Raw genomic sequence first — 13367 nt, 5'->3', positions numbered from 1 at the left:
CTTCGGGGCAGGGGAGAGCGCGGCACGGCGCCCCTCGGGGGAAGGGGTGGGGCGCCGTGCCGTGAGGTGGCGGTTCAGGGGTGCCGGCTCTCCGGGGGCGGATCGCCGGGCCGGCGGATCAGGTGATCAGCCGAGGACCGCGAGCGCGTCGATCTCGATGAGCAGGCCCTTGGGCAGGCCGACGTACACCGTCGTACGTGCGGCGGCGGGGGCCTTGAGGCCCTGCTCCTCGAAGTACTCGTTGTAGATGGCGTTCATCTCGGCGAAGTGGTCGACGTCCGTGAGGTAGACGCGCATCATCATCACGTCGTCCCAGCTCGCGCCGCCCTCCTCCAGGATCGCCTTGACGTTGGCGAAGGTCTGCAGGGTCTGCTCGCGCAGCGTCGGGCCGGCCGGGGTGGGGGCCTGGCCCTCGACGGCGGGGAGGAAGCCCACCTGACCGGCGACCTGGAGGATGTTCCCCTTCTTCACGCCGTGCGAGAACTTGGCGGGCGGGGCGGTGTGGGTGCTGGGGGTGAGGGCGGTCTTCTCGGTCATGGCGGTTCAGGCTTTCTTGGTGGGGGCGGTGCCGGAGTACTCCCGGCTGATGGTCTCCGCGGTGCGGCGCACCAGGGGGAGCAGGGTGAGGAGTTCCTCGGCCGTGACGACCACGTTCGGCGCGGACACCGACATGGCCGCGACGACGCGACCGTCCGCGCCCCGGACGGGGGCGCCGACGCAGTTGATGGACTCCTCGTGGCCGCCGAGGTCGGTGGCCCAGCCCTGTTCGCGTACGACGGCGAGTTCCTTGAGGAAGGCGCTGGCGTTCGGGAGCGAACGGGACGTGTACATGGGGTAGTCGAGCCGTTCGGCGATGGCGCGCCGTTCGGGCTCGGGGAGGTCGGCGAGGAGCAGCTTGGCGACCGCGGCGACGGTGATCGCGACGGGTTTGCCGATCCGTGAGTACATCCGCACGGGGTAGCGGCTCTCCACCTTGTCGATGTAGAGGACCTCGTTCTCCTCGTACACCGCGAGGTGGACGGTGTGCCCGCACTGCTCGTTCAGTGCGACGAGGTGACTGTGGGCGATCTCGCGTACGTCGAGGTTCTCGACGGCCTCCTGCGCGAGCGCGAAGAGCCGGGCGCCGAGGCGGTAGCGCTGGTCCTCCTGGCGGTAGACGAGTCCGTGCTCGTGGAGCGTACGGAGCAGGCGCAGCGCCGTGGACTTGTGGACGCCGAGCTCTGTCGAGACCTGGCCGAGGTCGGCGGGGCCCTGGGCGAGCAGCGGCAGGATGCTCAGCGCGCGGTCGACGGTCTGGCTCATGTGACTCGTACCTCCTCGTTCGCCCCGGCGGCGGCTGTCCAGCCGGGGCCGAGACGAAGTGTGCCCCAGGCCTCGTCGTCCAGGGCGGCGAGCCGGTCGGCGTACGCCCGGGGCGGGGGGCCGGTGAGGTCGCCGGGGACGGTGAGGACGGCGGCGGCCATGAGGTGGCCGTGCCGGGCACGGTCGCGTACGGGCAGGTCGCGCAGGGTGGCGGAGAGGAAGCCCGCGGCGAAGGCGTCGCCCGCGCCGACGGCGGCGACGACGTCGACGCGCAGGGAGGGGACGGTGGTGACGGTGTCCGAGCCGCTTCCGGTCCTGGAGAAGACCGTGGCACCGTCCGAGCCCCGCTTGACGACGAGGACGTCCGGTTCCGGGAGGGCGGCGCGCACGGCTTCGGTGCCGTGGACGCCCCAGGCATCCTCCGCCTCGTCCTCGCCGACGAAGACGAGGTCGCTGCGGCGGGCGAGGTCGAGCAGGACCTCCGGGCCGGCCTCGCCCTCGCGCCACAGGCCGGGGCGGTGGTTGACGTCGAAGGAGATCAGGGGGCGGCCGTCGCGGGGGGCGGTGAGGTCGTGGAGGAGGGCCAGGCAGTCGGCGGAGAGCGCGGCGGTGATGCCGGACAGGTGCAGGACGCGGGTGTCGAGGAGGTCCTCGTACGGCACGTTGTGCGGGGACATCGCGGAGGCGGCGGAGCCGGCCCGGTAGTAGGCGACCTCGTGGGTGTCGGTGGCCCGGTCCGTCGCCGTGCGGAAGTAGACGCCGGTGGGGCGGCCCGGGTCGCGGCGGACGGCGGAGGTGTCGACGCCGTAGCCGGTGATCGTGTCGACGAGGTGGTCACCGAAGCCGTCGGCGCCGACCCGGCCGACCCATTTCGCCCGGTGGCCCGCCGCGGCGAGCGCGCAGGCGACGTTGGATTCGGCACCACCGATGCCCCGGCCGAAGGAGGGGACGTCGGCGAGGCGGCCCGGCTGCGAGGGCAGGAACGTCACCATGGACTCGCCGAGGCAGACGACGTCCGCGGAGGCTGTCCTGGCTGCGGATCCGGGCACTCTGGGCTCCTCGTGGTCGGTCGTCGGGCGCCGGTGGTCACCATTGACCCGGCATCGGCTCGGATGTTAGACAGCCCTGAGCGATATACGCAACGCCCGTTGCACACGATGCAACGACCACTTCCCCCGAGGAGATCCCCTTGGCCGCCGAGCAGTCCCCCGAACAGTCCGTGACGTCACTCGCCGGCGAACGGGTCGACCACCGCTTCAAGGCGCTGCCGCCGGACGCGGAGGGCCTCACGGTGGGCGCGCTGGCGGCCGAGCGCCGCAATCTGTTCACGGGTGGCTTCACCACCCCGGTGCTGGCCCTGTCCGCCGAGTCGGTCGAGGCCAACCTCGCGCTGCTGGAGACGTACGCGGAGCGGCACGGCCTGGCCTTCGCACCGCACGGCAAGACGTCGATGTCCCCGCAGCTCTTCGCCCGTCAGCTGGAGTACGGCGCGTGGGGCATCACCGCCGCCGTCCCCCACCAGGCACGGGTGTACCGGGCCTACGGCATCGCGCGGATCTTCCTGGCCAACGAGCTCGTCGACGCGGTGGCCCTGCGCTGGCTGGCCGGTGAGCTGGACTCCGATCCGGACTTCACGTTCGCCTGTTACGTCGACTCCGTGCGCGGCGTCGAACTGATGGACGAGGCCCTGCGCGCGGCGGGTGCCGTGCGCCCCGTGGACGTCGTGGTGGAGCTGGGCGCGGGCGAGGGCGCCCGCACCGGCGCCCGCACGGAGGCCGACTGCGCGGCGGTCGCCGACGCGGTGGCGGCCACGTCCACCCTGCGGCTGGTGGGCGTCGCGGGTTACGAGGGCGAGGTGCCGGACGCCTCCCCCGAGCGCGTACGGGAGTGGCTGCGCCGACTCGTCGCGCTGGCAGCGGACTTCGACTCCGCCGGCCGCTTCGCCGCGCTCGCCGACGGCGAGGAGATCCTGGTCAGCGCGGGCGGCAGCGCGTGGTTCGACGCGGTCGCCGACGTCTTCGCCGGGATCCCCGCGCTGAGCCGGCCCGTCCTCAAGCTGCTGCGCTCCGGGGCGTACGTCAGTCACGACGACGGCCACTACCGCCACCTCACCCCCTTCAACCGGATCCCCGAGGAGGGCACGCTGCAGCCCGCCTTCCGCCTCTGGGCCCAGGTCGTCTCCCGCCCCGCCCCCGGGCAGGCGTTCGTCAACGCCGGCAAGCGCGACGCGGCCTACGACCTGGACCTCCCCGAGGCCCAGGTCGTCCGCTCCGCGCGCGACGGCTCGGTGCGGCCGGCCACCGGAATCACCGTCAGCGGGCTGTCCGACCAGCACGGCTGGGTGCGTACGGAGGAGGGCGCCGAGCTGGAGGTCGGCGACTGGATCGGCATGGGCCTCTCGCATCCCTGCACGTCGTTCGACAAGTGGCAGCTGATCCCGCTGGTCGGGGCAGACGGCACGGTCACGGATTACATCCGCACGTTCTTCTGATCCCCGCGCCCCCTCCCCCACCCCTCGAAAGGCGACTCCCATGGACCTGGTCATCCGCGACGCCCGCGTCGTCGACGGCACCGGCGCCCCCTCCTACCGCGCCGACGTAGGCATCACGGACGGCCGGATCACCGAGATCCGCGGGGAGGGTGACGGCCCCCGCCCCACCGCCGCCCGCACCCTGGACGCCGACGGCCTCGCGCTCTCGCCGGGCTTCATCGACATGCACGCCCACAGCGACCTCGCGCTGCTGCGCGACCCCGACCACAGCGCGAAGGCAGCCCAGGGCGTCACCCTGGAGGTGCTCGGCCAGGACGGTCTGTCGTACGCCCCCGCCGACGACCGCACCCTCGCCGAGGTCCGCCGCTCCATCGCCGGCTGGAACGGCGACGGAAGCGACATCGACTTCGACTGGCGCACCGTCGGCGGCTATCTGGACCGCCTCGACCGCAACTTCGACGGCGAGGGCATCGCCGTCAACGCCGCCTACCTCATCCCGCAGGGCACCGTCCGGATGCTCGCCGTCGGCTGGGACGACCGCCCCGCCACCGACGCCGAGCTGGACCGCATGAAGGAGCTCGTCGCCCAGGGCATGGCCGAGGGCGCGGTCGGCATGTCCTCGGGCCTGACGTACACCCCCGGGATGTACGCGAAGGACGCCGAACTCACCGAGCTGTGCCGGGTGGTGGCGGCGCACGACGGCTACTACTGCCCGCATCACCGCTCGTACGGGGCGGGAGCGCTCCAGGCGTACGAGGAGATGGTGCGGCTCACCCGCGACGCCGGCTGCGCACTCCATCTCGCCCACGCCACGATGAACTTCGGCGTGAACAAGGGCAAGGCCCCCGAGCTCCTCTCCCTCCTGGACGAGGCACTCGCGGCGGGCGCGGACATCTCGCTCGACACCTATCCGTACACGCCCGGCTGCACGACCCTCGTGGCGATGCTGCCGAGCTGGGCGAACGAGGGCGGGCCGGAGTCGGTCCTGACCCGGCTCGCCGACGGGGAGACGGCCGAGCGGATCCGTCACGTCGTCGAGGTAGTGGGGTCCGACGGCTGCCACGGCGTCCCGATCGAATGGGACAGGATCGAGATCTCCGGCGTCGGCTCACCGGCCCTGTCCGGATACGTCGGCCGTACGGTGGCCGAGTCCGCCCGGCTGCGCGGCGAGGAGCCCTGGGTGACGGCCCGTCGGCTGCTCGTGGAGGACCGGCTGGGCACGACGATCCTCCAGCACGTCGGCCACGAGGAGAACGTCCAGCAGATCATGCGCCACCGGGTGCACACCGGGGGCAGCGACGGCATCCTCCAGGGCGACAAGCCGCACCCCCGCGCGTACGGCACGTTCCCCCAGTACCTCGGCCGGTACGTACGGGAGCTGGGCATCCTCACGCTGGAGGAGTGCGTCGCCCACCTCACGTCCCGGCCGGCCGCCCGCCTGCGCCTGCCGGACCGTGGGTACGTCCGTGAGGGCTACCGCGCGGACCTGGTCCTCTTCGACCCGGCCACGGTGGCCGCAGGCTCGACCTTCGACGAGCCGCGCACCCTCCCGGTGGGCGTCCCGCACGTCCTGATCGACGGACGCTTCGTCATCGAGGACGGCAAGCGGACCTCCACCCTGGCGGGCCGTTCAGTGCGGGGCGGCGGACGTGCCGCGAGGGGCTGACGACCTGGTGCGGGCCGGATGCGCGTCAGCCGGTTCGGGGTGCGCGCGGCCGCGCGGCGGCCGTCACGCGCGGGAGCGGGGGTGGTTCTCGTCGCGCCAGGCCCGAGGCGAGATTCCGAACGTCCGTTTGAACACCTTGCTGAAGTGGGTCGCGTCCACGAAGCCCCAACTCCGGCCTATCGCCGCGATGGTCCGCAGCCGCCCGTTCGGGCCGGCCAGCTCCCGCCTGCATTCGGCCAGGCGTCGTGTACGGATCCAGTCTCCGAGGCTGATTCCCGACCGCGACAGCACCACGTAGAGATGACGTACGGAGATGCCGTGCGCGGCCGCGATCTGTGCCGCCCAAAGACCGGGATCAGCCAGGTGGGACCGGATGTACTGGGTGATCCTCAGGCTGAGTGTGGCTTCCAGCGGGCCCTTGGCCAGGCCGGAGTCGCCGTACTGGGACGTCAGGACGGCGCGGAGGAGTTCGACGCTGGGGTCCACGACGGTGTCGGCGTGCACACCCTCGTGCAGTTCGTCGCTGACGGCCAGTTGGGAGAAGTAGGTGAAGGCGAGGCGCGCGATGGGGTTGGCGGATCCCAGGGGCACCGCGGTGATGTCTCGTAATAACCGGTCGGGGAGCGCGAGCACCGCGCGGGGAAACCGGATGAAGCGGTGGTCGACTCCCTCGTCGAAGAGAAGTGTGTAGGGAGCGATCGATTCGTAGACGACACAGTCTCCCGGCCCCAGCAGGCACTCGCGACCGTTCTGCACCACCATGCTGCTGCCCGTCATCTGAACACCGAGAGAGACGGCCGGCTCCTCGTCCTCGCGGGCGAGCCGCTCCGTCCGACGCATCCTGACCGCGGTCGCCCGCGCCGAACAGATCTTGATGGGCCCCACGGTACCGAGACCCAAGCGGACGTTGATGTCCTCGGCCGCAGGACCGTGCTCGATATCGATGGCCACCATGGACTTCCACACCGCGTTCCGGACCACTTCCTCCCGGTCCCGCGACGGTATGAACGCGGTGTCCAGAGCCGGGCTCATGCGGCAGACCTCCGTCTGCTCCGGTCACAGAGCCGGCCTGACAGTACTTCGGCCCGTTGCCCCATCCGTTCCCCCTCGGCGCGTCGGTTCCTGACGTCAGTGTGTCGGGAGTTACTCGCGCCGTGCAACGGCTTCGACGACGACACGCGGGGCCGGTCCTCCCTGATGCGGCGCCATTTCAAGGCCCTGCACCACTGACAAAGTTCCCTGCACGGACGACACATTCCGGATCGCAGGACGCCCCTAAGGTCCATGGGGGCCGGAGAACGGGGCGTCACACACCCGCTTCCCAGGCCTTGTCCCACGCCGCACTCCGTCCGCATCACGCCAGATCGGGCCGAGGACGGAAAAGGCTCGTCGAACGTGGCCCGGACGCCGCATCAGCCGTAGGGAGCGCGCATCACATGAGGCGGAAGTTCTCCATACCCGTTGCCTTCGTGGCAGCCGCCTGCATCACGGCCGGCTGCGGTTCGGGGACGGACGGCGCGACGAACTCGGCACAGCGGCCGGAGGGCGACACGGTCGCGATTTCGGACAGCGACCTCAGGGATCTGACCGTCCCTGAGGAGATGAAAATCGAGTACGCCGAGTACACGCTCGTCAAGAAGTGCATGGAGAACAAGGGGTTCAAGTTCTGGACGGGTCCGGTGGCGAGTGCCGATGCCCGCAGAGCGGGCCGTTACGTGATCGACGACATCGCATGGGCGAAGAAGTACGGCTACGGCCGCGCCTTCGACGAAGCGGCCGAGAAGGACCGTCGCGACCACCCCAACGTCCGGTACCCCAACGCGCTCCCGCGGAAGGACCGCATCCGCTACAACACGGCTCTCAACGGCGACTACGACGACGTTCTGCGCGTGGACCTGCCCGCCGGCGGCACCATCGAGACCCCCCGGGAAGGCTGCTGGGCAGGGGCCCGGACCCAGCTCTACGGAGACCTGGAAGCCTGGTTCAAAGCGAAGAAGACCATCACGAGCCTGACGCCGCTCTATGTACCGGACATTCTCGCGGACGAGCGGATGAAGAAGACGGTCGGTGCCTGGTCGCACTGCATGAAGGACGCCGGCCGGCCCTTCTCCTCACCGGATGAGATCCGCGAGAAGCGCATCACGAACACCGAGAAAATGAGCTCCGAAGAGGCTCGGGCGTACGAAGCCGAGTTGGCGGTGGCCGAGGCCACGTGCGCCGTGAAGACCAATCTCGGGAAGACCGCGCGCCGGCTCGAGCGGGAATACCGGTCCCCCGTGCTGAAGAAGTACGGCAAGGAGAATTCCGCCTACCAGCGTATGGGACTGGCCGCTCTCTCCCGTGCCAGGAAACTCGCCAGCGAGTGACTCACAGCTTTCCGCGGCACACCGCTCGCGGATGGATCCACATCACCCGACACATGAAGGAGCACCACCTCATGCGCAAGGCTTTCACCGTCCTGACGACCGCCGCCGTGGCCTCCCTCGGAGCCCTCGTCCCCGCCACCTCCGCCCAGGCGGCGGACTGCTCCGACGCCATGGCCGGCGCCCTGTCCGGCTACATGTACGCGTACGACAGCACCAACTGCAGCGGACACCTCGGCCACGCGTCCGGCGACGACTCCAACTGGGGTGACTCCGCTCTGAGCTTCCAGGGCGGCGACACCAACTCGGCGTCATCGGTCCTGAACAACGGCAACAGCTACGAGGTCAAGTTCTACAACGGCACCGGCGGCACCGGCGGGCACATCTGCCTCAGCCGGTCCGAGGGCTGGGCTTCCAGCCTCCTGGGCGACTCCTTCACCACCGGCGTTGCGGCGAACAACAGCATCAGCGGCCACGCGTGGGCCAGCGCTTCCAACTGCTCCAAGTGGGCGGTGTGACGATACCCGTGCAGGGAGACGAACCGCGCCTCCCGCACGCCTGAGCCACCTCGGCCCGTCGGCCTGTTCCCGGCGGGCCGAGGTGCGTCCCGGCCGGGTCACCGGAGCCGGGCGCACACGGCGGCCTGGTGGTGCAGCGTCCCGGCCGGACGAAGGCCGGCACCCGCCGCATGGCACACGCGAGCCGTATTCCCCGTATCTCCTGTGCCGTCATCGGACTTGAGAAACCTCTGAGGTGTCTGCGTAGTGTCGGGGTATGACACTCGACCTCGACGCCTACTTCGCCCGCATCGGCTGGTCCGGGGAGCGCCGCCCCACCGTGGAGGTGCTGCGGTCCGTGCACCGCGCCCACATGCTGGGCATCCCGTTCGAGAATCTGGAGCCCCTCCTCGGCAGCGCCCCGTCCCTCGCGCTCCCGGACCTGGAGAGGAAGCTCGTCCGCAGTGAGCGCGGCGGGTACTGCTACGAGCACAACACCCTCCTCACCGCCGCCCTGACCCAGCTCGGGTTCCAGGTGACGCTGCTGACCGCACGGGTGGTGGTGGGCGCCGCGCCCGGTGACGTCCGGCCCCGTACGCACATGCTGATGCAGGTGGACGTGGAGGGTGAGCCCACCCCCTGGCTGGCCGACGTCGGCTTCGGCTCGCACGGCGCGCTGCTGGAGCCGATCCCGCTGGTGGTGGACACCGAGCTGCTCGACACCCCGCGGCGCCACCGGCTCGTGCACGCCCCGCACGACGGCCCGCTGGAGATGTGGGAGCTGCAGGCGGACAAGGGCGGCTACTGGGAGCCGCAGTACGAATTCACCCTGGAGCCGTTCGAGGCCCCGGACTACGAGGTCATCAACTGGCACATCGCGACGAACCCGCGCTCGCCGTTCCGGCAGGCGGTGTACGCCCAGCGCACCCTGCCGGGCCTGCACATCGCCCTGTCCGGGCGGACGCTGGTGGAGACCGCCGACGACGGCACGGTCGCGGAGCGGGAGCTGAGCGACGACGCCGAGGTGCTGCGGGTGCTGGCCGAGGACTTCGGCGTACGCCTTCCGGACGGGACCGTCCTGCCCGGTTGACCAGGGTGGCGCATCTCACCCGGTGCCGCCGCCCACGCCCGCATTCCAAGCCGCGGCCCCGCCCGGACCGGTCGTTCCCACGGTCCGCGGCCGGGGCGGCATGGCGATGGAAGACCCGGCGGACCGTGGCACACCCCCGGAGGGAGCAACCACCGGGCGAACCGGGCGCAGCGCTCGAAACACGGTCGTAAGCTCGCAGACATGCAGGTCATCCAGTCCACGAAGCTCGCCGGCGTCTGTTACGAAATCCGCGGCCCTGTGCTCGAGGAAGCGATGCGGCTCGAAGCCGCGGGTCATCGCATCCTCAAGCTCAACACCGGCAATCCCGCGGCGTTCGGCTTCGAGTGTCCGCCGGAGATCCTCGAGGACATCCTGCGCAACCTCTCGGGCGCGCACGGCTACGGCGACGCGAAGGGCCTGCTGTCCGCGCGCCGCGCGGTGATGCAGCACTACCAGACCAAGGGGATCGACCTCGACGTCGAGGACGTCTACCTGGGCAACGGCGTCTCCGAGCTGATCCAGATGTCGATGCAGGCGCTGCTCGACGACGGCGACGAGGTTCTCGTCCCCGCTCCGGACTACCCGCTGTGGACGGCCTCGGTCTCCCTGGCCGGCGGTACGGCCGTGCACTACCGGTGCGACGAGCAGGCCGACTGGATGCCCGACCTCGCGGACATCGAGCGGAAGATCACCGACCGCACCAAGGCGCTCGTGATCATCAACCCGAACAACCCGACCGGCGCGGTCTACGACGACGAGATGCTGCGCGGGCTGACGGAGATCGCCCGCCGCCACAACCTGGTCGTCTGCTCGGACGAGATCTACGACCGGATCCTCTACGACGGCGCGACGCACACCCCGACCGCCGCCATCGCCCCCGACCTGATGGTGCTCACCTTCAACGGGCTCTCCAAGAACTACCGGATCGCGGGGTACCGCTCCGGCTGGATGGCGGTCTGCGGCCCGAAGGCGCACGCCTCCTCGTACATCGAGGGGCTGACGGTCCTGGCCAACATGCGCCTCTGTGCCAACATGCCCGCGCAGCACGCGGTGGCGACCGCGCTCGGCGGGCGGCAGTCCATCAACGAGCTGGTGCTGCCGGGCGGGCGGATCCTGGAGCAGCGGGACGTGGCGTACGACCTGCTGACGCAGATCCCCGGCGTGACCTGCGTGAAGCCGAAGGGGGCGCTGTATCTCTTCCCGAGGCTCGACCCCAAGGTCTTCAAGATCAAGGACGACCGTCAGATGGTCCTCGATCTGCTGCGGGCCGAGAAGATCATGGTGGTGCAGGGCACGGGCTTCAACTGGCCGGAGCCCGATCACTTCCGGGTGGTCACGCTGCCGCCGGCCAAGGACCTCACCGACGCGGTGACGCGCATCGGGAACTTCCTGGACGGCTACAGCCAGCCCTGAGCGAGCCCGATCTCCGGATCGGACACAACTTTAGACTGAATCCAAGATAGGATGGCTTTACTGCACGATCAGGAGGCCACCCATGTACGAGCCGATCCGCACCAAGTCGGTCCACACATCGGCCGACAACGCCGATTTCCCGCACCGCAGCCGTGAGGACGAGCTGGACATCCAGCTCGCCGGACATCTCGCGGCCCTGCTCGCCGTCACCGATGAGCTGGGCCTCGCCGCCATGGGCGACCGCATCGCCGGGCAGGTCGCCCGGCTGCGCTCCGCGCCGCCCGCCCGGCACGCCGGCCGGAGCGACGCCTCCCCGGCCGCTCTGCACCGCCGCGCCCACGCCCTGGCCGGGCGGGCCCTGGTGGTGGCCGCGTCCCGCGCGGACACGGCCGTGGCGATCCTCGCGGCCGAGGCCATGGACGCGCACGCCGAGGCGCTGTCCGCCACCGCCGCGCCGACCGTCCTGGTCGGCGCCCCCTGACGGCCCCGGTCCACGGGTCGCGAAGACGCGTGGACCGGGTGCCACACACCTGCCGGGTGCGCCTGGACGTAGAGCGGCACCCGGAGCCATGAGGGGGCTCCGGGTGCCGTGCCGCGGCGGGCCCGTGGACCCCACAGGTCAGGGCGGATGCCGGAAGGGCCCGGCCGCGGGGATCGGAAGCGGGTCAGCCCAGGCGCTGGACCAGCGCGCGGTACTCGTCCCACAGCTCCTTCGGGGTGTGGTCGCCGAAGGTGTTGAGGTGCTCGGGGATCAGGGCGGCCTCCTCGCGCCAGGCCTCCTTGTCCACCGTCAGCAGGAAGTCGAGCTCGGACTCGGAGAGCTCCAGGCCCTCGGTGTCCAATGAGCCCTTGGCCGGCAGGATGCCGATCGGGGTCTCGACGCCCTCCGCCTTGCCCTCCAGCCGCTCGACGATCCACTTGAGGACACGGCTGTTCTCGCCGAATCCGGGCCACACGAACTTGCCCGCCTCGTTCTTGCGGAACCAGTTCACGTAGTAGATCTTCGGGAGCTTCGACTGGTCCGCCTTGTCGGCGCCGACCTCGACCCAGTGCTTCATGTAGTCGCCCATGTTGTAGCCGCAGAACGGCAGCATGGCGAACGGGTCGCGGCGCAGCTCGCCGACCTTGCCCTCGGCGGCGGCGGTCTTCTCGGAAGCGACGTTCGCCCCGAGGAAGACGCCGTGCTGCCAGGTGAAGGACTCGGTGACCAGCGGGACCGCGGAGGCGCGGCGGCCGCCGAAGAGGATCGCCGAGATCGGCACACCCTTCGGGTCCTCCCACTCCGGGGCGATGATCGGGCACTGGCCGGCCGGGACGGTGAAGCGGGCGTTGGGGTGGGCGGCGGGCGTGCCGGACTCCGGGGTCCAGTCGTTGCCCTTCCAGTCCGTGAGGTGCGCGGGGAGCTCCTCGGTCATGCCCTCCCACCAGACGTCGCCGTCGTCGGTGAGCGCGACGTTGGTGAAGACGGAGTTGCCCCACATGGTCTTCATGGCGTTGGCGTTGGTGTGCTCACCGGTGCCGGGCGCGACACCGAAGAAGCCGGCCTCGGGGTTGATCGCGTACAGCTGGCCGTCCTCGCCGAACCGCATCCAGGCGATGTCGTCGCCGATGGTCTCGACGGTCCAGCCGGAGATCGTGGGCTCCAGCATGGCGAGGTTGGTCTTGCCGCAGGCGCTCGGGAAGGCGGCCGCGACGTACTTCGACTCACCACGCGGCGGCGTGAGCTTGAGGATCAGCATGTGCTCGGCGAGCCAGCCCTCGTCCCGCGCCATCACGGAGGCGATGCGCAGGGCGTAGCACTTCTTGCCGAGCAGGGCGTTGCCGCCGTAGCCGGATCCGTACGACCAGATCTCGCGGTCCTCGGGGAAGTGTGAGATGTACTTGGTGGAGTTGCACGGCCACGGAACGTCCTGCTGGCCCATTTCCAGCGGCGCGCCGAGCGTGTGGACGGCCTTGACGAAGAAGCCGTCGGTGCCGAGCTCGTCCAGGACGTCCTGACCCATGCGCGTCATGGTGCGCATCGAGACGGCGACGTACGCGGAGTCGGTGATCTCGACACCGATCGCGGAGAGTGGCGAGCCGACGGGGCCCATGCAGAACGGGACGACGTACATCGTGCGGCCGCGCATGGAGCCGCGGAAGACGCCGTTCTCCCCGCTGAAGATCTCCCGCATCTCGGCGGGGGCCTTCCAGTGGTTGGTCGGGCCCGCGTCCTCCTCCTTCTCGGAGCAGATGAAGGTGCGGTCCTCGACGCGGGCGACATCGCTCGGGTCGGAGGCGGCGTAGTACGAGTTGGGTCGCTTGACCGGGTCGAGTTTCGTGAAGGTGCCCTTGGCGACGAGCTCCTCGCACAGGCGCTCGTACTCGGCCTCGGAGCCGTCGCACCAGACCACGCGGTCCGGCTGGGTGAGGGCCGCGATCTCGTCCACCCAGGAGACGAGCTCCTGGTGCCGAGTGGGAACAGTGAGGGGAGCCGCGAAGTCTCGCGCCACGATCGCTCCTTGTAGAGAGGGTGTGTTGTCAGGCCCCGTGGGGGCTGCGACCC

The 13367-nt window shown here is 70.4% G+C and carries 12 protein-coding genes; 7 read left to right on the top strand and 5 right to left on the bottom strand.

The features are described from left to right. Positions 1-126 precede the first annotated feature (126 nt). From ACIBCU_RS09185 to ACIBCU_RS09175, 3 genes are read right to left on the bottom strand one after another with little or no spacing between them, the layout of a single operon-like run. Positions 127-537 carry a RidA family protein gene (locus ACIBCU_RS09185; protein WP_104788630.1) on the bottom strand — a complete coding sequence of 137 codons (411 nt, stop codon included), beginning with the start codon at positions 535-537 and terminating at the stop codon, positions 127-129. A 6-nt stretch (positions 538-543) separates the two neighbouring features. Beyond that, positions 544-1302, bottom strand: a complete 759-nt coding sequence (locus ACIBCU_RS09180; RefSeq protein WP_399230302.1) for an IclR family transcriptional regulator — start codon at positions 1300-1302, stop codon at positions 544-546. Continuing rightward, a complete protein-coding gene (locus ACIBCU_RS09175) occupies positions 1299-2351 on the bottom strand; it encodes a sugar kinase (RefSeq protein ID WP_362940063.1) in 1053 nt (350 codons plus the stop codon). Before ACIBCU_RS09175 ends, ACIBCU_RS09180 begins: the two co-directional genes overlap by 4 nt. Positions 2352-2491: 140 nt before the next feature. Here ACIBCU_RS09175 and ACIBCU_RS09170 point away from each other — a divergent pair, with 140 nt between their 5' ends. Then, on the top strand, positions 2492-3793 hold the full coding sequence (locus tag ACIBCU_RS09170; RefSeq protein ID WP_362940066.1) for an alanine racemase: 1302 nt from the start codon (positions 2492-2494) through the stop codon (positions 3791-3793). Positions 3794-3833: 40 nt separating this feature from the next. Continuing rightward, entirely contained in the window at positions 3834-5459 is a 1626-nt protein-coding gene (locus ACIBCU_RS09165) for an amidohydrolase family protein (RefSeq protein ID WP_399230299.1), read from the top strand. A gap of 63 nt (positions 5460-5522) precedes the next feature. Here the strand turns inward: ACIBCU_RS09165 and ACIBCU_RS09160 are convergent, their stop codons facing one another. Beyond that, a complete protein-coding gene (locus tag ACIBCU_RS09160; RefSeq protein WP_399230297.1) occupies positions 5523-6491 on the bottom strand; it encodes a helix-turn-helix domain-containing protein in 969 nt (322 codons plus the stop codon). Between the two features lie 404 nt (positions 6492-6895). Here ACIBCU_RS09160 and ACIBCU_RS09155 point away from each other — a divergent pair, with 404 nt between their 5' ends. The 5 genes from ACIBCU_RS09155 to ACIBCU_RS09135 all read left to right on the top strand — a co-directional run bounded on the left by ACIBCU_RS09155 (position 6896) and on the right by ACIBCU_RS09135 (position 11303). After that, positions 6896-7825 carry a hypothetical protein gene (locus ACIBCU_RS09155; protein WP_399230296.1) on the top strand — a complete coding sequence of 310 codons (930 nt, stop codon included), beginning with the start codon at positions 6896-6898 and terminating at the stop codon, positions 7823-7825. 71 nt (positions 7826-7896) lie between these two features. Beyond that, positions 7897-8340, top strand: coding sequence for a hypothetical protein (locus ACIBCU_RS09150; RefSeq protein WP_399230294.1), 444 nt, complete (start codon positions 7897-7899; stop codon positions 8338-8340). Between the two features lie 256 nt (positions 8341-8596). Further along, entirely contained in the window at positions 8597-9409 is an 813-nt protein-coding gene (locus ACIBCU_RS09145; protein ID WP_362940081.1) for an arylamine N-acetyltransferase, read from the top strand. Between the two features lie 201 nt (positions 9410-9610). Then, positions 9611-10822, top strand: coding sequence for a pyridoxal phosphate-dependent aminotransferase (locus tag ACIBCU_RS09140; RefSeq protein ID WP_362940084.1), 1212 nt, complete (start codon positions 9611-9613; stop codon positions 10820-10822). Between the two features lie 82 nt (positions 10823-10904). Beyond that, positions 10905-11303, top strand: a complete 399-nt coding sequence (locus tag ACIBCU_RS09135) for a hypothetical protein (protein ID WP_393764779.1) — start codon at positions 10905-10907, stop codon at positions 11301-11303. 184 nt (positions 11304-11487) lie between these two features. On the opposite strand, the gene ACIBCU_RS09130 is transcribed toward ACIBCU_RS09135, so the two are convergent. Next, positions 11488-13314, bottom strand: coding sequence for a phosphoenolpyruvate carboxykinase (GTP) (locus tag ACIBCU_RS09130; RefSeq protein ID WP_399230291.1), 1827 nt, complete (start codon positions 13312-13314; stop codon positions 11488-11490). Positions 13315-13367: the final 53 nt, after the last annotated feature.

It is taken from the genome of Streptomyces sp. NPDC051064 (assembly GCF_044455985.1).
Classification (GTDB): Bacteria; Actinomycetota; Actinomycetes; order Streptomycetales; family Streptomycetaceae; genus Streptomyces.
Note: the sequence above shows the minus strand (reverse complement) of the source record. Positions and strands in the feature narration are given on the sequence as shown.

What these genes read in the sequence shown, in the direction of transcription:
- ACIBCU_RS09185 (WP_104788630.1), bottom strand. Translation starts at nt 537, where the DNA reads ATGACCGAGAAGACCGCCCTCACCCCCAGCACCCACACCGCCCCGCCC.
- ACIBCU_RS09180 (WP_399230302.1), bottom strand. Translation starts at nt 1,302, where the DNA reads ATGAGCCAGACCGTCGACCGCGCGCTGAGCATCCTGCCGCTGCTCGCC.
- ACIBCU_RS09165 (WP_399230299.1), top strand. Translation starts at nt 3,834, where the DNA reads ATGGACCTGGTCATCCGCGACGCCCGCGTCGTCGACGGCACCGGCGCC.
- ACIBCU_RS09160 (WP_399230297.1), bottom strand. Translation starts at nt 6,491, where the DNA reads ATGAGCCCGGCTCTGGACACCGCGTTCATACCGTCGCGGGACCGGGAG.
- ACIBCU_RS09155 (WP_399230296.1), top strand. Translation starts at nt 6,896, where the DNA reads ATGAGGCGGAAGTTCTCCATACCCGTTGCCTTCGTGGCAGCCGCCTGC.
- ACIBCU_RS09150 (WP_399230294.1), top strand. Translation starts at nt 7,897, where the DNA reads ATGCGCAAGGCTTTCACCGTCCTGACGACCGCCGCCGTGGCCTCCCTC.
- ACIBCU_RS09145 (WP_362940081.1), top strand. Translation starts at nt 8,597, where the DNA reads ATGACACTCGACCTCGACGCCTACTTCGCCCGCATCGGCTGGTCCGGG.
- ACIBCU_RS09140 (WP_362940084.1), top strand. Translation starts at nt 9,611, where the DNA reads ATGCAGGTCATCCAGTCCACGAAGCTCGCCGGCGTCTGTTACGAAATC.
- ACIBCU_RS09135 (WP_393764779.1), top strand. Translation starts at nt 10,905, where the DNA reads ATGTACGAGCCGATCCGCACCAAGTCGGTCCACACATCGGCCGACAAC.